General features: G+C 76.0%; 16 protein-coding genes. 14 read left to right on the top strand and 2 right to left on the bottom strand.

Annotated elements, in window-relative coordinates; translation table 11 throughout:
* The 9 genes from Q5530_RS12045 to ccrA are packed head-to-tail and all read left to right on the top strand — an operon-like array spanning nucleotide 1 to nucleotide 11545.
* On the top strand, nucleotides 1-1779 hold the full coding sequence (locus Q5530_RS12045; RefSeq protein ID WP_415362257.1) for a fatty acyl-AMP ligase: 1779 nt from the start codon (nucleotides 1-3) through the stop codon (nucleotides 1777-1779).
* Nucleotides 1779-2246 carry a methylmalonyl-CoA epimerase gene (mce, locus tag Q5530_RS12040; RefSeq protein ID WP_415362256.1) on the top strand — a complete coding sequence of 156 codons (468 nt, stop codon included), beginning with the start codon at nucleotides 1779-1781 and terminating at the stop codon, nucleotides 2244-2246. Before Q5530_RS12045 ends, mce begins: the two co-directional genes overlap by 1 nt.
* A complete protein-coding gene (locus tag Q5530_RS12035) occupies nucleotides 2215-2886 on the top strand; it encodes an FMN-binding negative transcriptional regulator (protein ID WP_415362255.1) in 672 nt (223 codons plus the stop codon). The genes mce and Q5530_RS12035 overlap by 32 nt, the downstream gene beginning before the upstream one ends.
* 35 nt (nucleotides 2887-2921) lie before the next feature.
* Nucleotides 2922-3611: a helix-turn-helix domain-containing protein gene (locus Q5530_RS12030; protein WP_415362254.1), complete on the top strand. Its 690-nt coding sequence runs from the start codon at nucleotides 2922-2924 to the stop codon at nucleotides 3609-3611.
* A complete protein-coding gene (locus Q5530_RS12025; protein ID WP_415362253.1) occupies nucleotides 3608-5266 on the top strand; it encodes an acyl-CoA dehydrogenase family protein in 1659 nt (552 codons plus the stop codon). Before Q5530_RS12030 ends, Q5530_RS12025 begins: the two co-directional genes overlap by 4 nt.
* Nucleotides 5260-6558: a condensation domain-containing protein gene (locus tag Q5530_RS12020; RefSeq protein WP_415362252.1), complete on the top strand. Its 1299-nt coding sequence runs from the start codon at nucleotides 5260-5262 to the stop codon at nucleotides 6556-6558. Before Q5530_RS12025 ends, Q5530_RS12020 begins: the two co-directional genes overlap by 7 nt.
* Nucleotides 6555-8402: an AMP-binding protein gene (locus Q5530_RS12015; protein ID WP_415362251.1), complete on the top strand. Its 1848-nt coding sequence runs from the start codon at nucleotides 6555-6557 to the stop codon at nucleotides 8400-8402. The genes Q5530_RS12020 and Q5530_RS12015 overlap by 4 nt, the downstream gene beginning before the upstream one ends.
* Nucleotides 8399-10192 carry a condensation domain-containing protein gene (locus tag Q5530_RS12010; protein WP_415362250.1) on the top strand — a complete coding sequence of 598 codons (1794 nt, stop codon included), beginning with the start codon at nucleotides 8399-8401 and terminating at the stop codon, nucleotides 10190-10192. The genes Q5530_RS12015 and Q5530_RS12010 overlap by 4 nt, the downstream gene beginning before the upstream one ends.
* Before the next feature lie 15 nt (nucleotides 10193-10207).
* On the top strand, nucleotides 10208-11545 hold the full coding sequence (gene ccrA, locus Q5530_RS12005; RefSeq protein ID WP_415362249.1) for a crotonyl-CoA carboxylase/reductase: 1338 nt from the start codon (nucleotides 10208-10210) through the stop codon (nucleotides 11543-11545).
* 24 nt (nucleotides 11546-11569) lie between these two features.
* On the opposite strand, the gene def is transcribed toward ccrA, so the two are convergent.
* Entirely contained in the window at nucleotides 11570-12127 is a 558-nt protein-coding gene (def, locus tag Q5530_RS12000; RefSeq protein WP_415362248.1) for a peptide deformylase, read from the bottom strand.
* A 55-nt stretch (nucleotides 12128-12182) separates the two neighbouring features.
* On the opposite strand from def, the gene Q5530_RS11995 reads away from it, so the two are divergent.
* The 5 genes from Q5530_RS11995 (at nucleotide 12183) to Q5530_RS11975 (ending at nucleotide 20231) form a co-directional block, all read left to right on the top strand.
* Nucleotides 12183-12761, top strand: a complete 579-nt coding sequence (locus Q5530_RS11995) for a helix-turn-helix domain-containing protein (protein ID WP_415362247.1) — start codon at nucleotides 12183-12185, stop codon at nucleotides 12759-12761.
* A gap of 86 nt (nucleotides 12762-12847) precedes the next feature.
* Nucleotides 12848-14434: an MFS transporter gene (locus Q5530_RS11990; RefSeq protein WP_415362246.1), complete on the top strand. Its 1587-nt coding sequence runs from the start codon at nucleotides 12848-12850 to the stop codon at nucleotides 14432-14434.
* Nucleotides 14435-14455: 21 nt separating this feature from the next.
* Nucleotides 14456-16315: a non-ribosomal peptide synthetase gene (locus Q5530_RS11985; RefSeq protein WP_415362245.1), complete on the top strand. Its 1860-nt coding sequence runs from the start codon at nucleotides 14456-14458 to the stop codon at nucleotides 16313-16315.
* Entirely contained in the window at nucleotides 16312-19488 is a 3177-nt protein-coding gene (locus Q5530_RS11980) for a type I polyketide synthase (RefSeq protein ID WP_415362244.1), read from the top strand. Before Q5530_RS11985 ends, Q5530_RS11980 begins: the two co-directional genes overlap by 4 nt.
* The gene (locus tag Q5530_RS11975; RefSeq protein WP_415362243.1) at nucleotides 19485-20231 is read left to right on the top strand and encodes a thioesterase II family protein; all 747 of its coding nucleotides are present in this window, start codon (nucleotides 19485-19487) and stop codon (nucleotides 20229-20231) included. The genes Q5530_RS11980 and Q5530_RS11975 overlap by 4 nt, the downstream gene beginning before the upstream one ends.
* Here Q5530_RS11975 and Q5530_RS11970 read toward each other — a convergent pair.
* The gene (locus Q5530_RS11970; RefSeq protein ID WP_415362242.1) at nucleotides 20221-20628 is read right to left on the bottom strand and encodes a cobalamin B12-binding domain-containing protein; all 408 of its coding nucleotides are present in this window, start codon (nucleotides 20626-20628) and stop codon (nucleotides 20221-20223) included. The genes Q5530_RS11975 and Q5530_RS11970 overlap by 11 nt on opposite strands.
* Nucleotides 20629-20685: the final 57 nt, after the last annotated feature.

Raw genomic sequence — 20685 nt, 5'->3', positions numbered from 1 at the left:
GTGACGGAGACGCAGACCACCCCCGACCTGACCACCCCCGACCTGACCACCCCCGACCCGACCACCGCGCGGACCCTGCCGGGAATCCTGGCCGAACGCGCGTTCACCTCGCCCGACCGCGTGGCCTACGTGCACCACGTCGACGGCGAGGACCACACCGAGCAGCTGACCTACGGCGAGCTGGAGCGGGACGCCCGCGCGCGGGCGGCGGCGCTGCTGGACCGGGGCCTGGCGGGCGGGCGCGCCGTGCTGGCGCACGACACCGGCCTGGACTTCGTCCGCGACCTGTTCGCCTGCTTCCTCGCCGGGGTCGCCGCGGTGCCGGTGCAGGTGCCCAACCGCCGCCACGGCGTGGTGCGGATGAGCCGCATCGCGGCCGACGCGGGCACCTCGGTGCTGCTGACGTCGAGCCGCGTGGCCGAGCGGCTGGCCGGCTACGCCGACATGCCGGAGCTGGCCGAGCTGACCCTGGTGGACTCCGCCGAGCTGCGCGGCGCCGCGACCTGGCTGCCCGGCGACGAGGCCGGGCCGGACGACCTGGCGCTGCTCCAGTACACGTCGGGCTCGACCGGCCACCCCAAGGGCGTCGAGGTGACGCACCGCAACTTCTGGCACAACACGGCGGACATCCTCACCCAGTGGCCGATCCCCGAGCACGGCCGCGTCGCCTCCTGGCTGCCGCTGTTCCACGACCTGGGGCTGCTGTTCGGCGCGGTGCTGCCGGTGCGCGCGGGCGTGCCGGTGCACCTGATGTCGCCCGGCGCGTTCGTCCGCCGGCCGCTGCGGTGGCTGGAGATCATCGGCAAGCACCGGGTCACGCACGTCGCGGCCCCGAACTTCGCCTTCCAGATGTGCCTGGACGCGGTGGCGGGCCGGGGCGTGCCCGCCGGGCTCGACCTGTCCTCCTGCGTGGCGGCGCTCAACGGCGCCGAGCCGGTCCGGTGGAGCACGGTGAGCCGCTTCGTCGAGGTGTTCGCCGAGGCCGGGTTCCGGGCGTCCGCGCCGGCGCCCGCGTACGGGCTGGCCGAGGCGACCCTGCACGTCACCGGCACCCGCCAGGACATGCCGCCGCACGCGATCTCCATCGACGCGGCGCGGGCCGCCGACGGCGTCGCGGTGCCCGTGCCCGCCGGCACCGCGAACTCGCTGCGCGTGGTCAGCTGCGGCACGCCCGTGCCCGGCACGGTGGTCCGCGTCGTCGACCCCGTGACCCGGCTTCCGGTGGGCAGGAGGGGGATCGGCGAGATCTGGGTGCGCGGACCGGGCGTGGCCCGCGGCTACTGGCAGCGGCCCGCGGAAACCTCGGCGACGTTCCGGGCCGTCATCGCCGGCGAGGGCCCGGAGCCCCACCTGCGCACCGGTGACCTCGGGTTCCTGCACGACGGCGAGCTGTACGTGTGCGGCCGGCACAAGGACGTGCTGATCCGCAACGGCCGCAACTACTACCCCAACGACCTCGAACTGGCCGCGGAGGGCGCCCACCCGCTGCTGCGGGCGGGCAGCAGCGCCGCGTTCGCCGTCGAGCGCGCCGGGCGGGAGCTGTTCGTGCTGGCCGTCGAGGTGGACGGCAGGCTGCTGCGCGCGGTCGGGCTGCCCGAGCTGGTCGGGCTGGTCACCGCCGCGGTCGAGCGCGACCTGGCCGTGGTGCTCGACGAGGTGGTGCCGATCCAGCGCGGCACGCTCGCCAAGACCACCAGCGGCAAGGTGCAGCGGGCCGAGATGCGGCGGCAGTACCTGGACGGCGCCCTGTCGGCGGTGGCCCGGGGGTCGGGGTCCTGATGTTCACCAGGGTCGACCACATCGGCATCGCGTGCCGCGACCTCGACCGGACCGTCGAGCACTACCGGTCGGTGTTCGGCTTCGAGGTCTGCCACGTGGAGGTCAACGAGGGCCAGGGCGTGCGGGAGGCGATGCTGCGCGTCAACGGCACCGACGACGGCGGCGCCACCTACCTCCAGCTGCTGGAGCCGATCTCGCCCGACTCGACGGTGGCGCGGTGGATCGAGCGCCACGGCGAGGGCGTGCACCACATCGCCTTCGGCTCACCCGACGTCCACGCGGTGGTGGAGGACCTCCGCGGGCACGGCCCGAGGGTCCTGTTCGACCCGCCCCAACGCGCGTCGATGGGCTCCACGGCCACCTTCCTGCACCCCAAGGACTGCCACGGCGTGCTGACCGAGGTCGTCACCTCGGCCGGCGAGGACAGGAGCAGCGGTGTACGTGCCGACGACCTACCGACCGCCTGAGCCGGGCTGGGTCCTGGACGTCGTCCGGTCCCACCCGCTGGCCCTGCTCGTCAGCGGGGGCGGGGGCGGCGTGGGCGGCGAGGTGCCGTTCGCGACGCACCTGCCGGCGATCCCGGCGGACGAGGACGGGCCCGCCGACGGCTCCCTGGTGGGCCGCACCGTGCTCGGCCACCTGAACCGGGACAACCCGCACTGGTCGGCGCTGACCGACGGCGGCCGGGCGCTGCTGGTGTTCACCGGACCCGGCAGCTACGTCTCGCCGACCGTCTACGGCGTCACGCCCGCCGCGCCGACCTGGGACTTCGTCTCGGTGCACGTGCGCGGCACGGTGCGGCTGGTCCAGGACCGCGAGGCGACGCTGGACGTGGTGCGGCGGACGGTCGCGTTCTGCGAGGAGCGCTTCGGCCACGGCTGGCAGGACCGGGACTCGGTGGGGTACTTCGACAAGATCCTGCCGGGCGTGGGCGCGTTCGAGCTGGTCGTCGAGGCGGTCGACGGCATGTTCAAGCTCAGCCAGGAGCAGTCGCCCGCGCTGCGGGAACGGGTGCTGGACGCCTTCGAGCGCGGCCCCACCACCCAGCGGCGCGAGCTGGCCCGCCTCATGCGCGGGCTGCCGGAGTCGGGGGAGGGCGTTCGGTGATCGGCGGTTCGGTGATCGGTGGTGGGGAGCGGGTCGTGGCACGCGGTGCGGTGACCCAGGCCCAGCGGCTCCAGGCGGTGCGGCGGGTGCTGGGCGGGGAGCGGCCCGACGACGTGGCCCGGCGGTACGGGGTCTCGCGGGCCGCGGTGTTCCGCTGGGCCGCCGCCTACCGGCGGGACGGCGAGGCGGCGCTGTGCGACCGCAAGGCGCCCGGCCGCCGGCCGCTGCTCTCACCCGGGCAGCGCGACGAGGTGCGGAACCTCCTGCTGGGGCTGGAGCCGGTCAGGGCCGGGTTCAGCAGGCAGCTGTGGACCAAGGCCATGGTCCGCCAGGTGTGCCGGGAGCGGTTCGGCGTGGAGCTGTCGCAGGCGTCCACGACGCGGTTCCTGGTCGGCGAGCGGCTGCTGCCGCCGGCCGACCAGGTGCCGTCCGACGCCGGCGCGCTGCGCGAGGCCGCCCGGTCGGGGCTCGCGCTCGGCTCGTACGCCAACCTGCCGCACCACGACGGCGTGGCGCTGTCGGTGACCTGGACCAACCGGTCCTCGTGGTTCGGCCTGTACCGGGGCGCGTGCCCCGGCGCGTTCTCCGACTTCTGCGTCCGCCTCGTCGAGGACTCGCGGCGGCCGGTGCTGCTGGTCGGCGCGCCGCCGCTGCGCGAGCTGGCCACCACCGCCCGGGAGCTGGCCGGCCGGCTGGTGCTGTGGCAGGGCGGGGGTGCCCGGTGACCCCGCGACCCCGCAACGCCCTCGCCGTGCCCGGCGTGCCCAGCGCCCTGGAGGAGCTGGTGCACGGCCGGGTGCCCACCGACCTGCTGTGCCCGTTCCCGGCTCAGGACCCGGTGGACGCCGAGCTGGGCGACGAGGCGGTCGACGACCTGCGGTCGGTGTTCGACGGCCGCGCGCCCGCCGAGGGCGAGCCGGTCGACGACCTGGTGGGCCCGCTGGCGCGTGCCGGGTTGCTGCACCCCGGCGCGCCGGTGTCCGCCGGCGGCCGGGACCTGTCGGCGTACAACGTGTTCCGGCTGGTGACCGCGGCGGCCGAGGTCTCGGTGCCGGCCGGCCTGCTGCTGGCCATCCACAACGGGATCGGCGCGCCCGCCTACCTGCGGATCGCCCCCGAGGGCCCGCTGCGCGCCTTCCTGGAGGAGCGGCTGGCCGCCGGCGCGGTCACCGCGATGGCCGACACCGAGCCCGCGGGCGCGTCGAACCGGGGCCGGACCACGAAGGCCGGGCCCTCCTACGACGGCCGCGGCTACGTGCTGGACGGCCACAAGCTCTACATCGGCAACGGCCCGATCGCCGAGGTGATCGCGGTGACCGCGACCCTGGAGGGCCGCAACCGGATCCTGTTCGTCGACGCGCGCGACGCGGGCACCGAGGTGCTGTCCCGGCTGGAGTTCATGGGCTTCAAGGGCTTCCCCAACGGGGAGCTGGCCTTCGCCGCCGCGCCGGTGCCCGCCGAGCGCCTGCTGCCCGAGGACGACGACCCCTGGCTGTCCGCGCAGCGGGCCGCCGTGCTGGCCCGCGGCCGGGTGCACGTGGTCGCCGGGCCGTCGCTGGCCGTGGCCCGGGGCTGCCTGCGGTGGGCGACGGAGTACCTGACCCGGCGGCGCGTGGACGGCGTCGTGCTCACCGACTACCCGCAGGTGCGCGGGATGCTCGCGGAGTGCGCGGCCGACACCTACGCGCTGGAGACCGCGGCGCGCTGGGCGATGCTGGGCGACGCGGGCGACCGCCGGGTCAACCTGGTGCCCGAGCAGGTCGCGGCCAAGGACATCACGTCGATGGCCGCCTGGCGGGTGGCCGAGCGCACCCTGACGCTGATGGCGGGCGAGGGCTTCGAGACCGCCGCGGGGAAGGCGGCGCGCGGCGCCGTGCCCGCGCCGGTCGAGCGGCTGTTCCGGGACGCCCGGGGCACCCGCATCGCGGGCGGCACCGAGGTGCTGCTGCGGATGCGCCTGGCGGCGAACTTCGCGCTGACCTACTTCGCCCCGGACCTCGGCGCGCCCGACGCGCTGTCCGACGCGCCCGCGGCCGAACCGCCCGCCGGGCTGTCCGGGCGCAACCGCGCCCACTGGGTCGAGCTGACCGGCCAGGCGCGCGCGTTCGCGGAGTCGTGCCGGGCCGCCGCTGCCGGGCCCCGGTCGGGACCGACGGCGGACGGGCACGCCCTGTCCCTGCTCGGCGAGCTGGCCGAGGAGCTGGTGACCGCGGCGCTGGTGCTCGCGCGCGCCGCGGGCGAGCCGGGGTCGCAGGACCTGGCCGACGTGTTCTGCGAGGCCGCCTGGCACCGGGTCGCGGCGGCCCGCCGACAGCTGCGGAGCCCGTCGGGCGCGGACCACGCGGCGGTCGTGGCCTCGCTGCTGGAGCGGTCGTGGTGACCGGGACGACCGGGACGACCACCGCGCCGCTGACGCCCGGCCAGGCGCGCCTGTGGCTGGCCGAGCGGCTCACGCCCGGCGAGTACGTGGTGCAGTCCGCGGTCCGGGTGTCCGGGCCGCTGCGCGAGGACGTGCTGCGCGCCTGCGTGGCCCGGCTCGTCGAGCGGCACGAGGCGCTGCGCACCGTGCTCGACGACCGGGGACCCGAGCCGGTGCAGGTGATCCTCGACGCGGCGCCCGACGTGGTCTCGGCGGAGGACGCCGACGACGTGGACGCGCGCGTGGCCGAGCTGCGCGCCCGGCCGTTCGACCTGCGGGCCGAGCCGCCGGTGCGGGTCACCCTGCTGCGCGCGGGGCCGGAGGACCACGTCCTGGTCTTCACCTACCACCACATCGCGGTGGACGGCTGGTCGCTCGCGGTGCTGGTGCGCGAGCTGACCGAGCTGTACCCGGCGCTGGCCGCCGGGCGGGAGCCGGACCTGCCGCCGGCGCCGCGCTTCACCGACCACGCGCGGCGGGCCCGACCGGAGCCGACGGCCGCGCTGGCGCACTGGCGCGCCGAGCTGGCGGGCGTGCCCGCGCTCAGCGGTCCCCGGCCGGACCTGCCGCCGCCCGCGCGGCGCGGCGGGCTCGCCCACGCGCGGCGCGTCGAGCTGCCCGCCGAGGTGTGCGCCGCCGTCGCCGGTGTGGCCCGGCAGGCCCGCGCCACGCCGTTCCAGGTGCTCCTGGGCTGCTTCGCGGCCGTGCTCACCGGCGCGGACGACCCGCCGGCGGCGGAGACCGTGGTCGGGGTCCCGGTCGCCGGTCGCCTGGACCCGGCCGACCACCGCCTGGTCGGGTTCCTGGTCAACGTGGTGCCGGTGCGGATCGCCTGCCCGCCCGCGACCACGCTGCGGGAGCTGACCGGGCGGGTGCGGCGGACCGTCCTGGACGCGGCCGACCACGCCGACGCGCCGTTCGACCGCATCGCGGCGGCCGCCGGCCTGCCGCCGACCCCGCGCCGGGCGCGGCTGGCCCAGTCCGTGTTCGACCTGCACGCGCCCGCCGAACCGCCCCGGTTCCCCGGCGCGCGCACCGCGTGGCACCCGGTGCCGCCGACCCGCACGAGGTACGAGGTGGAGCTGCACCTGGACTTCACCCGGTCCGGCGCGACCGGCCACCTGCTGACCTCCGCCGACCTGTTCACCGCCGACAGCGCGGAGTTCTTCCGCGACTCCTTCGAGGAGACCGCCCGCCGCTGGACCGCGGACCCGGGCGCCGCGCTGCGAACCATCCGTGAGGTGCTGGCATGAACCCGACCGACATCGCCGCCGAGCTCACCGCGCTGTGGGAGCAGGCGCTGGGCGTGGACGGCATCGCCGAGGACGAGAACTTCGTGGACCTGGGCGGCGACTCGATCACCGCGACCAGGATCGCGGCCGGCATCCGGGACCGGCTGGGCCTGACCGTGGGCCTGCGGGTGATCTTCGACCACCCGACCGTGGGCGAGCTGGCCGAGGAGCTGGCAGCCGAGGAATTGGAGGCCGAGCCCGCCGCGCCCGCCTACGCCGGGCTGTGGGGCGGGGAGAGCGACGCCGAGTGGCTGCCGCTCGCCCTGCGCCGCACCGCCGGCGAGCGCCGCGACGACCTGGCGCTGGTCGGCGACGGACCGGCCCTGACCTACGCCGGGCTGTACGCGTGGGCGCACCGCACCGCCGAGCTGCTGCGGGAGCGCGGCGTGCGGCCGGGCGACCGGGTCGCGGTGGCCTACCCGCGCGGGACGCGGGCCGTGGTCGCGCTGCTGGGGGTGCTGCTGGCCGAGGCGACCTACGTGCCGCTGGACCCGGAGTACCCGGTCAGGCGGCTGGAGCACATGGTCACCGACTCGGCGCCCGCGCTGCTGCTGACCGACCGGGACGTGGTGCGGCACCCGGTGACCGCGACCGTCCCGGACGCGCCGGAGCCGGACGCCGCCGGGCTCGACGCCGCCGGCTTCGACCCCGAGACCGACGTGCGGTGGCCGCGGGAGCAGGTGCCCGAGCGCGCCGTCTACCTGATCTACACCTCCGGCTCCACCGGCTGGCCCAAGGGCGTGGAGGTGTCCTACCACTGCATCGACGCCATGGCCCGCTGGCAGGCCGACCACTCGATCGCGCCCGACCTGCGCACCGCCCAGTTCGCGCCGCTGAACTTCGACGTCCAGTTCCAGGAGGTGCTGGGCACGCTGGTGGGCGGCGGCACGGTCGCGGTCGTGCCGGAGCGGCTGCGCCGGGAGCCCGGCGAGCTGCTGGAGTGGCTGGCCGAGCACGGCGTCCAGCGGGTGTTCCTGCCGAACCTGGCGCTCCAGATGCTGACCATCGCGGCGACCGACGAGCTGCTGGCCCGGCTGCGGCTGGTCGAGGTGAACACCGCGGGGGAGCAGCTGGTGTGCACGCCCCGCATCCGGCGGTTCTTCGAGCGCCTGCCCGGCTGCCGGCTCAACAACCACTACGGCCAGAGCGAATCGGCCATGGTCACCGCGCACGTCCTCACCGGCCCGCCCGCGGACTGGCCCGCGCTGCCCCCGATCGGGACGCCGCTGCCGGGCTGCGAGGCGCTGGTGCTGCCCGACGACCCGGCCGTGCCGACCGTGGGGGAGCTGCTGGTCGCGGGCCGGCCGATGTCGGCGGGCTACCTGGGGCAGCCGGAGCTGACCGCGCGCCGCTACGTCGACGTCCCGCGCACCCCCCACGGCCACACCAGGGCGTTCCGCACCGGGGACAAGGTCGAGCTGGTCGACGGCGTGCTGCGCTTCCTGACCCGCAACGACGACGAGGTCAAGCTGCGCGGCATCCGGGTGGACCCGCTGGAGGTGGACGCGCACCTGCTCGCCGAGCCGGGCGTGGACGGGGCGGTGACCGTGGTGGTGGAGAGCGCCTCCGGGCACCGCACGCTGCGCTCCGCGGTCGTGCTCGCCGGCGGCGGGACCGGGCTGGACACCGACGCCGTCACCGCGCGGCTGCGCGAGGTGCTGCCCGAGGTGGCGGTGCCGGTCTCGATCACCGTGCTGGACGCGTTCCCGCGCACGCCCAGCGGCAAGGTCGACCGGGTGGCGCTGGCCGGCCTGCTGGCCGAGGCCGTGCGCGCCCGCCGGCACCGCGCGGCGGTGCGGTCGTGACCGCGCTCGGGGACCGGGTGCTCCACCGGCCGGTCAGCGCCGCCCAGTCCGCGCTGTGGGCCGAGCAGGAGTACGACCCGGGCACCAGCAGCAGCGGCTACTTCGCGGTCGCGGTCACCGGCCCGCTCGACCCCGGCCGGCTGCGCCGCGCGGCGCTGGCCGTGCTGCACCGGCACGAGCCGCTGCGGTCGGTGCTGCGCGTCGTCGACGGCGAGCTGCGCCAGGTGGTGCTGGACGCGGACGACGCCCTGTCCTACGACGAGGTGGCCGTGCCGTGCGAGGCCGGCGCGGAGCGGGAGGCCGCCGCGGCGTTCATGGCGGCCGGCGAGAACCGCAGGCGCTGGGACCTGGCCGCCGAGGGACCGGTGCGGTTCCACGGGCTGGCGCACGCGCCGGACCGGCGGACCGTGGTGTTCTCGGTCCACCACGCGGGGTTCGACGGCCGCAGCAAGTTCGTGGTGGCCGCCGACTTCGCCCGCGCGCTCACCGACCCGGACGGGCTCGGCCCGCCGCTCGACGCGGCCCACCCGGCGGACGCGCCCGACGAGGTGTGCGCCGAGGCGGCCGCGTTCTGGACTCGGGTGCTGCCCGGCGTGACCGGCCCGCTGCTGGTGCAGGGCGGCCGCGAGCCCGGCCGGACGGGGGTGCGGTCGACCGCGACCACGCCGCTGGCGGAGCGGGACGTGGCGGCGCTGCGCGAGCTGGCCGCCGGCTCCTCCGTGTCGACCTTCACCGCGCTGCTGGCCGCGCTGGCCCGCCAGCTCGCCTGGTACGGCAACGACGTGGCGGTCCTGGCGATCGCCGCGGACGTCAGCGACGAGACCACCCGGGGCACCGCGGGCGTGCAGGTCAACGTCGTGCCGCTGGTGCTGCCCTGCGCCGCCGACCGGGCGCCGGGGGCCGCGCTGGCGGAGGCGGACGAGGCGCTGGCGCGGATGCGCCGGTTCCGCCGCGTGCCGTTCCGCCGCCTGCTGGCGGAGGTGCCGGACCGGTCCGCGCGCAGGCTGATGACCCAGTTCGGGCTGTCCTTCCCGCGCCCGCCCCGGGGCCTGCGGCTGGACGTGCCGGGCCTGGACCTGCGCTGGGACTTCTTCACCGCGAACACCTCGGCGACGTTCGACAAGACGCTCCAGGTGCGGGCGGACTGGCCGCGCGGCCTGGTGCGGCTGGACTACCGGCCGCAGACCATGGACGCGGCGGGCGCGGAGGCGTTCGCGGCCCACTTCCACGAGGCGGTGCGCTCGCTGGCCCGCTCGTCGGGCGCGCCGGTGGCGCGCGGCGTGCCCTCGGCGCCGGCGGAGGAGGGCCCGGCGGCCCCCTGGGTCGCCGTGCCCGCGGCCGACCCGCTGGACCCGCCGGTGCTGCGGCCCACGTCGGGTCGCGCGCTGGCCGTGCTCGGCCCGGACGGCGGGCCCGCCCACGTCGGCGTGCCCGGCGCGCTGGTCGTGTCCGACCCCGCCGACGGGTCCTGGGCGGACACCGGCGAGGAGGCCCGCGTGCGGCCGGACGGCGCGGTCGAGCACCTCGGACCCCGGGCGACGCGGTGGCTGCGGCACCACGGCTTCATCGACGCGCCGCTGGTGGCGCGCGTGCTGCGGGCGCACCCCGGGGTGCGCGACGCGCGGGTGGAGGTGCGGGACACCGGTCGCCGCGGGCCCGTCGCCGTGGCCGAGGTGGAGCCCGCCGACCCGGCCCGGCCACCCGGCGTCGGGGAGCTGCGCGCCCACCTGCGAGACCACCTGGACGGGTTCGACCTGCCCGGCCGCATCGCCCTCACGACCACGCCCTGACCAGGAGGAGGAACCATGGACCCGCTCGCCGAGGCCGCACTGGCAGGCGCCGGACCCGAGGAGCTCGGCCGCATCCCGGTGCCCGAGGAGTACCCGGCGGTGCACCTGCGCGTCGAGGACGTGGACATGTTCGCCGGCCAGGACCAGGACGAGCGCGACGTGCGCAAGTCCCTGCACCTGGGCCGGGTGCCGATGCCGGAGCTGGCGCCCGACGAGGTGCTCATCGCGGTGATGTCCAGCGCGATGAACTACAACACCGTGTGGTCGGCGATGTTCCTGCCCGTCCCCACGTTCGCGTTCCTGCGCCACTTCGGCAAGCAGGGCGGCTGGGCCGCGCGGCACGACCAGCCGCACCACGTGCTCGGCTCGGACGCGGCGGGCGTCGTGGTCCGGGTCGGCTCGGGGGTGCGGCGCTGGAAGGTCGGCGACCACGTCGTGGTGTCGGCGTCCTACGTGGACGACCAGGACCCGGCCACGCACAGCGACGGGATGCTGGACGCCGACCAGCGCGCGTGGGGCTTCGAGACGAACTTCGGCTCGCTGGCGCACTACGCGGTGGCCCGCGCGAACCAGCTGCTGCCCAAGCCCGCCCACCTGACCTGGGAGGAGGCCGCGTCGAACCTGCTGTGCGGCGGCACCGCCTACCGGATGCTGGTCAGCCACCGCGGCGCGCAGATCAAGCAGGGCGACGTCGTGCTGATCTGGGGCGCGACCGGCGGTCTGGGCGCGTACGCGGCGCAGCTGGTGCGCAACGGCGGCGGCATCGCGGTCGGCGTCGTCGGCGGCGAGTCCAAGGTGGAGGCCGCCCGCAGGCTCGGCTGCGAGGTCGTGATCAACCGGGAGGAGATCGGGCTCGGCGGCTCGACCGACCAGGCGGAGGCGGGCAAGCGGCTGGGCCGGGCCATCCGCGGCGCGGTGGGCGAGGACCCGCACGTGGTCTTCGAGCACGTCGGGCGGGCCACGTTCGGCATCTCGGTGTTCGTCGTGCGCCGCGGCGGCGTCGTGGTGACCTGCGGTTCGAGCACCGGCTACCGGCACGAGTACGACAACCGCTACCTGTGGATGAAGCTCAAGCGCGTCATCGGCAGCCACGGCGCGAACCTCCAGGAGATGGCCGAGTTCAACCGCCTGGTCGCGCTGGGCCGGGTGCAGTCGGCGCTCAACGAGGTGTTCCCGCTGGAGGAGAGCGCGGAGGCCGCGCGCCTGGTGCAGACCAACCGGCACGTCGGCAAGATCGCCGTGCTGGGGCTCGCGCCGCACGCCGGCCTGGGCGTGACCGACCCGGAGCTGCGGGCGCGGATCGGGGAGACCTCGGTCGCCCCGCTGCGGGCCGTCGCGACCGCGCGGGGCTGACCCGTGGTGCCCGTGCCGCCGCGCCTAACGGCGCAACCACATCCCCGCGCCGGAGTCGTGCGGGTTGATCTTCACGGTCGGCGCCGGGCGACCCGCCCAGTCGGCCGCGAGGATCTCCTTGAGGGCGGCGCGGCGGCGCTGGGCATCCATCCGGTCGATGAACAGCACCCCGTCGAGGTGGTCGGTCTCGTGCTGGAGGCAGCGCGCCAGGTAGCCGGAGCCGACGACCTGCACCGGGTCGCCGTGCGCGGTGTACCCCTTGGCGACGACGTTCAGCCGGCGCTTGGTGTCGAAGTACAGGCCGGGCATGGACAGGCAGCCCTCGGGGCCGTCCTGCTCCTCCTCGTCGGGGAAGCTCAGGGTCGGGTTGACCAGGTGGCCCTTGATCCCCTCGAGGTGGTAGACGAACACGCGCCTGCTGATGCCCAGCTGCGGCGCGGCCAGCCCGGCGCCCCGCTGGTCGTCCAGCGTGTCGTGCAGGTCGCGGACGAGGCGGCGCAGTTCCTGGTCGAAGTCGGTGACCTGGGCGGCGGGCTGGGTCAGCACGGGGTCGCCGAACAGGCGCACGGGCAGCACGGTCATGGCGTCGAGGGTAGGGCTGTTGACGTTGAGTTTGCAAACTCCTACTGTTTGCAAAGTGGACGAGTCGAGGCGGGACGAGCACCCGGTGCGCGAGGCGCTGCTGGAGCTGTTGCGCACGCGCGCCGAGCTGACCTCGGCGCAGGCCGCGCGCGAACTGGGCGGCAACACCGGGCTCTACTCGTTCCACCTCCGCAAGCTGGCCGAGCAGGGCCTGGTCGAGGACGTCCCGGGGGTCACCGGGCGGGCCAGGCCGTGGCGGCTGGCGCGCGGTGCGGGACGGGGGCACCGCAGGGCGCCCCGACCCCGACCGGCCGCCGAACGCCCGGCGCACCCCGACCTCGGCGGGCTCAACCGCGCGCTGGAGGACGAGAGCTACCAGCGCTGGCTGGACCGGCGCGAGGAGGTGCCCGCGCACTGGCGGCGGGACGAGGCGTTCAGCCAGGTCGTCTACCTCACCCCCGAGGAGATGGCCGCCCTGGGCGACGCGGTGCGGTCGTTGATCGCGCTGTTCCGCCACCGGGAGGACGACCCCTCGGCACGCCCGACCGGCTCCGAGCCGGTCGCGGTCGTGACGCGGCTGTTCCCGATGCTCGACCCGGGGTCCGCCGACGACGCCGGTCCCCAGCACGACTGATCCACTCCCGGCGGCCTGCTCGGGTCCGACCGGGCGGGGCGCCCCCGTCCGTTCGACCCCCGCTACCCGATGAGGGAGTCCCAGTCATGTCTACCCCCGCGGCCCCGGTCGTGGGCACGCGCCGGCGCGTCGCCCTGTTCACGGTGTTCGCCACGTCCCTGATCGCGATGCTCGACCTGACCATCAGCGCGGTCGCCTTACCGGTGATCCGCACCGACCTGTCGGCGTCGCTCACCAGCCTCCAGTGGATGTTCGACGCCTACACCCTGGCGTTCGCCGGGTTGGTGCTGACCGGCGGCGCCGTCAGCGACCGCCTCGGGCACCGCACCGGCCTGCTCGCCAGCACCTCCCTCTTCATCGTCGGCTCCGCCGTGTGCGGCCTGGCGGACAGCGCGGGCGTGCTCATCGCCGGCCGCGCCCTCCAGGGCGTCGGCGCGGCCATGCTGGTGCCCGCCGCCATGGCGCTGATCTCGCTGCTCGCCGGCGGCGACGCCGCGCGCGCCAAGCTGCTGGGCATCTGGAGCGCGCTCAGCGGCGCGGCGATCGCCTTCGGCCCGGTGGCGGGCGGCTGGCTCGTCGCCACCTTCGACTGGCGCATCCTGTTCCAGATCAACGTCCCCCTCGGCATCGCCGCGATCGTCCTGGTCGTGTTCACGGTGGACTCGATCGCGCCGGCCGAGGGTCGGCGGCTGGACCTGCCCGGCCTGCTGCTGGGCTCGCTGGGCGCGCTCGCGCTGGCCTACGGCATCATCGAGGGCGTCGTGGTCGGCTTCGGCTCGCCGGTCATCCTCGGCTCGTTCGCGGTCGCCGTGCTGGCGCTGGTCGCGTTCATCGCCGTGGAGCGGCGCAGCGAGCACGCGATGATGCCGCTGTCGCTGTTCTCCTCCAAGCCGTTCACCGCGTCCACGATCGTGGCGTTCGTGCTCGGCTTCGGCCTGTCCTCGTCGTTCTTCTTCCTGTCGCAGCTGCTCCAGCAGGCGTTCGGGTACAGCCCGTTCAAGGCCGGCATCGGGTTCCTGCCCGCCGCGGTCATGCTCGTGCTGGCCGCGCCCATCGCGGGCAAGCTCATGGCCAGGTACGGCGCGGCCCAGATCGTGTCCGTGGGCCTGGCCGTCGGCGGCGTCGGCCTGGCCGCGCTGTGGTTCACCGACGCGGACACCGGCTACGGCGGCATCTGGTGGGCCGTCGGGCTGATCGGCATCGGCTGGGGCCTGACCCTGCCGCCGGTCAACACCGTGGCGCTGGGCTCCGTGCCGCCGGAGCGGGCGGGCACGGCCTCCGGCACGGTCGAGACCGGCCTCCAGTTCGGCACCGTGGTGGGCATCGCCGCGATCGGCGCGGCCCAGGTCTCCACCTTCCTCGACGACCTGCGGGACCGGCTCGCCGCGCAGCCGCTGGGCGGGGAACTGGGCCGCGTCACCGAGCAGCTCTCCGAGGGCCGCGTGCCCGGTGACGCCCCGGTCGCCGCGGACGTGCTCGCCGACGTCGCCCGCGCGGCCTCGGCGAGCGGCCTGAACGTCGCGTTCCTCGTCGCCGGCCTGGTGACGATCGCGGCGATCGCACCGACCCTGTGGGGGATGCCCCGCAAGGCGTTCGGGGACCCGGCCGCGGCCGGTGGGCAGACCGCCGAACCGGCGGTCGGGTCCGACGCACCGTCATCACGTTCAACCTGAATTCCGAGCACTGGGGGGCAGATGGCAGCACAGCCGGTCGTCACCGCGTTCTGGCGGCAGGCGTCCGACCACCCGCGGCGGGTCGCCGTCCGGGAGGGCGGGGTCGAGGTCACCTACGGCGAGCTGGCGGCGCGGGCGGGTCGGTTGGCCGGCCTGCTCCGCCGCCGCGGCACGGGACCCGAGGACGTCGTCGCGGTCCGCCTGCCGCGCGGGGCGGACCAGGTCGCCGCGGTGCTGGGCGTCGCGCTCGCGGGCGCGGCCTACCTGCCGATGGACCCGGCGCACCCGCACGGCCGCGCGGCGGCCGTGCTGCGGCTCGCCGGGTCCGGGGTCCCCCTGGTGACCTCGCCCGACGAGGCCGGGCGGTGGCGCGCGGACGGGGTCGAGGTGCTCGACCCCGCCGCGGCCGCAGACGTGCCGTTGGACGGGCCGTTCGAGGGGCCGGCGGAGTACCCGCCGGACCGGTTGGCGTACGTCATCTACACCTCCGGCTCCACCGGCGAGCCCAAGGGCGTGATGATCGACCACCACGCCCTCGCCGTGTTCGCCGGGTCCCAGGTCGACGCGCACGACCTGGGACCCGGCGACCGGGTCGCCATGGTCGCCTCACCGGGCTTCGACGCCGCGGTGTTCGACACCTGGCCCGCGCTGACCTCGGGCGCGACGATCACGGTCGCGGACATCCCGACCGTGCTCACCCCGGAGCTGCTGCGGAACTGGTTGGTGGCCGAACGGGTCAAGACGCTGTTCCTGACGGTGGCCATCGGCACGCCGCTGCTGGGCATGTCGTGGCCGGCGGACGGGGCGCTGCGCACCCTCATGGTGGGCGGCGAGCGCCTGACCGCCAGGCCGGCGCCCGGCCAGCCGTTCCGGGTGGTCAACATCTACGGGCCGACCGAGGCCACGGTGTTCACCACCGGCGGCCTGGTCACCCCCGACGGCGACGGCCTGCCGCCGATCGGCGGGCCCGTGGCGGAGGCCGAGCTGCACGTCCTGGACGCGGAGCTGCGCCCCGTGCCCCCGGGCGAGGTCGGCGAGCTGCACATCGGCGGCCCCGGCGTGGCCCGCGGGTACTTCCGCCGGCCGGACCTCACCGCCGAGCGGTTCACCACCGACGACGCCGGCGGGCGGCGGTACCGCACCGGCGACCTGGTGCGGCTGCGGCCCGACGGCGAGTACGACTTCATCGGCCGCACCGACGACCAGGTCAAGATCCGCGGCAACCGGATCGAGCCCGACGAGCTGCGCGCGGTCGTCGAGGAGCACCCGGACGTCGTGGCCGCCCACGTCTCGGTGCGACACCGCGAGACCCCCGACGCCCACCTGGTCGCCTACGTGGTGACCGGGTCGGGCGGTGCGGCGCCCGCCGACCTGGGGGAGCACCTGGCGGAGCGGCTGCCCGCGTTCATGCTGCCCCGGCACGTGGTGGCGCTGCCCGCGCTGCCGCTGTCGGCCAACGGCAAGGTCGACCGCGCGGCGCTGCCCGAACCGGCCGCGCCGGGGTCCGCGGCGGGTGCGACGGGGCTGGACGAGGTGGAGGCCGCGGTGGTGGGCGTGTGGCGGCAGGTGCTGTCCCTGGACGTGATCGGCCGCGACGACAGCTTCTTCGACCTCGGCGGCCACTCGCTGCTGCTGGCCGACGTGCACCGGCGGTTGACCGGTGAGCTGGGGTACGCGGTGGAGCTGGTGGAGCTGTTCGAGCACCACACCGTGCGCGGCCTGGCCGACCGGCTGCGCCGGGGTGGGGCCGGGGTCGAGGAGGCGCGGGCCGAGCCCGTCGAACTGGCCTCGGCGTCGTTCCGCAGCAGCGGCCGGGACCGGTTGCGCAGGCTGCGGGCGCAGAGGCGGGGGACCACGAACGCGGAAGGGGCACAGCGGTGAGCGCCGCACACGACCAGGCCGGCCACGACGCCGGGTTCGACGGTTCCGGGCTTGACGGTTCCGGGCTTGACGGGGCCGGGCTTGACGGTTCCGGGTTCGACGACACCGGCTACCAGATCGCCGTCATCGGCATGGCGGGCCGGTTCCCCGGCGCGCCGGACGTCGACGCGCTGTGGCGCAACGTCCTCGCCGGCGTCGACTCGGTCACCCGGACCGTGGACGAGGAGGGCCGGACCGGCGGGTACGGCGTGCTGGAGGGCGCGGCGGGCTTCGACGCCGGGTTCTTCGGCCTCACCCCGCGCGAAGCCCTGATCACCGACCCGCAGCACCGCGTGTTCCTGGAGTGCGCGCACCACGCGCTGGAGGACGCGGGCTACGACCCGGCCGCGTACGGCGGCGCGATCGGCCTGTTCGCCGGCGGCGGCACCACCGGCTACCTGGCCGCCCTCCAGGCGGCCCGCGCCGAGCTGCCGATGGTCGACGCCTGGCAGCTGCGCATGGCGACCGCGCCCGACTTCCTCACCACCCGCGTGGCGCACAAGCTGGGCCTGCGCGGTCCGGTGTGCACGGTGCAGAGCGCCTGCTCGACCTCGCTGGTGGCCATCCACGTGGCCGCGCAGGCGCTGCTGGCGGGTGACTGCGACATCGCCCTGGCCGGCGGCGCGACCGTGCACGTGCCGCCCCCCGCCGGGACCTACGTGGAGGGCGGCATCCTCGCCGCGGACGGGCACACCCGGGCGTTCGACGCCGACGCCACCGGCACCGTCGGCGGGAGTGCCGCGGCGCTGGTGGTGCTCAAGCCGCTGGCCGACGCGCTGGCCGACGGCGACCGCGTGCACGCCGTGCTGCGCGGCACCGGCGTGGCCAACGACGGCGGCGACAAGATCGGCTTCACCGCGCCGGGCGTCGCGGGCCAGGTCCGGGCGATCCGGGCCGCGCTCGACTCGGCCGAGGTCGACGCCGGTTCGGTGGGTTACGTCGAGGCGCACGGCACCGGCACCCCGCTCGGCGACCCGATCGAGGTGCTGGCGCTGACCAGGGCGTTCCGCGCCGACACCGACCGCACCGGGTTCTGCGCGCTGGGTTCGCTCAAGACCAACATCGGGCACACCGACGCGGCGGCGGGCGTGGCGGGCTTCATCAAGGCGGTGCTGGCGGTGCGAGACGGCGTGCTGCCGCCGAGCCTGCACTTCACCACGCCCAACCCGCAGATCGACTTCGCCTCGTCGCCGTTCGAGGTGCGGACCGGGGCGGGGCCGTGGCCGGCGGGCGGTCCGCGCCGGGCCGGGGTCAACGCCCTGGGCATCGGCGGCACGAACGCGCACGCGGTGGTCGAGCAGCCGCCCGAGGTCGTCGCGCCGCCCGCGCCGGAGCGGCCGGGCCACCTCGTGGTGCTGTCCGCGCGCACACCGGCCGCGCTCGACGAACTGGCCCGCCGCACGGCGGACCGGCTCGACGCGGCTGCTTCGGCCGGCGCTGCCCCGGCCACTGCTGCCCCGGCCACCACGGACCCCGCAGACACCGGGTTGGCCGACACCGGGTTGGCCGACCTCGCGTGGACCTCCCAGCTGGGCCGCCGGGCGTGGCCGCACCGCCGGTTCGTCGTCGCGGAGTCCGCCGCCGAGGCGGCCCGGGTGCTGCGCTCCGGCGAGCACGACCGCGTGGTGCCGTCCACCGCGAAGGCGGAGGACAAGCCGGTCGTGTTCACCTTCCCCGGCCAGGGCGGGCAGCACGTCGGCATGGCCGCCCAGCTGCACCACCACGAGCCGGTGTTCCGGGCCGCATTCGACGAGTGCGCCCGGCACAGCGGCCTGGACCTCGCCTCGGTCCTGCGGCCCGACCCGGCCGGGCGGGACGCGGCGGTCGCCTCGCTGGACACCATCCGCTTCGGCCAGCCCGCCGTCTTCGCCGTCGAGTACGCGCTGGCGAAGCTGTGGGAGAGCTGGGGCGTGCGGCCGGCGCGGGTGGTCGGGCACAGCCTGGGCGCGTTCGCCGCCGCCTGCGTGGCCGGGGTGATGGCGGTCGACGAGGCCGCCGCGCTGGTCGCGGAGCGCGGGCGGCTGCTCCAGGGCCTGCCCGAGGGGCGCATGGCGGCCGTCCGGCTGCCCGAGGAGCGGGTGCGCGAGCTGCTGCCCCCCGGGCTGGACCTGGGCGCGGTCAACGGACCCGACCAGTGCACCGCGACCGGGCCCGCCGAGCTGGTCGAGCGGTTCGCCGAGCAGTTGCGGGAGCGGGGGTTCGACGCGCGCGTGCTGCGCATCGCGACCGCCGGCCACTCGTCGCTGGTGGACCCGATCACCGACCGGTTCCGCGAGCTCGTGGCGGGCGTCCGGCTGTCCCCGCCGACCACGCCGGTCGTGTCCGACTCGACCGGCCGGGTGCTGACCGACGCCGAGGCGTGCGACCCGGACTACTGGACCGCGCACCTGCGCCGGCCCGTCCGGTTCGGCGACGCGCTGGAGGTCCTGCTGGCCGACCGGGACTCGGTGCTGCTGGAGGTCGGTCCGGGCACCACGCTCACCGCCCTGGCCCGCCGGCACCCCGCCTGGTCGGCGCGGCACGTGGCGGTGAACTCCCTGCCGCACGCGGCCGAGGGCACGCCCGACCGGATCAGTGTGCTGACCGCCGCCGGGCGGCTGTGGTCGGCGGGCGTCCCGGTGGACTTCGCGCGCCTGCACGACGCGCCCCGTCGCCGTACCGCGCTGCCGCTGTACCCGTTCGAGCACACGGCGTTCCTGGTCGAGCCGGCGCGGGCGCGTGCCGACGAGCCCGCCGCGCGCGTGCGGATCGAGCGGGGGGAGGCGACCACGACCGGCGTGATCACGAACGGCGCCACCACGACCACGACCGGCGCCACCACAGCCGGCGCAACCACAGCCGGCACCACCCCCGCAGGCACGCCCGCGACCGGCGCCGACGAGGACCCGGTGCGGTCCGCCGTGGTGGCCGCGTTCCGCGACCTGCTCGGCCTCCCCGAGGTCGACCCGCACGACGGCTTCTTCGACCTGGGCGGCGACTCGCTGCTGGCCACCCAGCTGGCGAAGTGGCTGCGCGAGCGGTTCGAGGTCCCCGTGTCGGCCAAGGAGATCTTCACCGCGCCCACCCCGACCCAGCTCACCGCGCTGCTGCGCGGCCGGACGACCGCGGCCCGCGCCGCGGGAGGGAACTCATGACTCCGAAGTGGACGGTCCGCCGCCTGCCCCGGCCCGACGCGGCCCTGCGGCTCTACGCCTTCCCCCACAGCGGCGGCTCACCGGGCGAGTTCGTCCGGTGGGCCGACGAGCTGCCCGACGTCGAGGTGCTGGGCGTCCAGCTGCCCGGCCACGGCTCGCGCTTCGCCGAGGAACCGCTGACCTCCATGGCGGAGCTGGTGGCCGCGGTGGTCGAGCACGTGGACTTCCGGCCGCCGTTCGCGTTCTTCGGGCACAGCCTGGGCGCGCTGGTCGCGCACGAGGTGGCGCTGGAGCTGCGCGAGCGGGGGAGGCCGCTGCCCGACCTGCTGGTGGTGTCGGCGATCCCCGCGCCGCACCACGGCCCGCGCCGCGAGGCGGTGCACCACCTGCCGGAGGAGGAGCTGATCTCGTTCATCGACGGGTCCTACGGCGGCGGGATGGCGCAGGTGGCGGGCGATCGAGACCTGCTGGCCATGGTGCTGCCCGCCTACCGGGCGGACTTCGAGGTCTACGAGACCTACCGCTACTCGCCCCGGCCGCCGCTGGACGTGCCGCTGCGCGTGTTCGGCGGGCGGGACGACGACATCGCCGAGGACCGCCTCGCTGACTGGGCGCGGCACACCACCGCGGGGTGCGAGCTGACCGTGCTGCCGGGCGGCCACTTCTACCTGCGGGACGCGCCCGGCCGCGAGGAGGTGTTGTCGTTCCTGCGGACGAGCGCGTCCCGGGCCGCTACGCGGTGACGTGCCTGCGGTCCTCGGAGAAGGTCGCGCGCACCCAGTCCACGATGGCGTCGACGGGCGTGCCCGGGGTGAACACCTCGGCCACGCCCGCCGCGCGCAGCACCGGGATGTCCTCCTCGGGGATGATCCCGCCGCCGAACACGACGACGTCCGAGGCGCCCTCCCGCGCGAGCAGCTCGACCACGCGCGGGAACAGGACGAGGTGGGCGCCCGACAGCACGGACAGCCCGATGCCGTCGGCGTCCTCCTGCACCGCCGTGCGCACGATCTGCTCGGCGGTGACGTGCAGGCCGGTGTAGACGACCTCGACACCGGCGTCGCGCAACGCCCGCGCCACCACCTTGGCACCCCGGTCGTGCCCGTCCAAACCGGGTTTGCCGATGACCACCCGTATCATGAAGACCCCCGTTCCCGTTGACGCGCAACGTTTTCAGGCTACCCGGACACCGGCCGC

It is taken from the genome of Saccharothrix sp. BKS2 (assembly GCF_047689505.1).
GTDB lineage: Bacteria > Actinomycetota > Actinomycetes > Mycobacteriales > Pseudonocardiaceae > Actinosynnema > Actinosynnema lopnurensis.
Note: the sequence above shows the minus strand (reverse complement) of the source record. Positions and strands in the feature narration are given on the sequence as shown.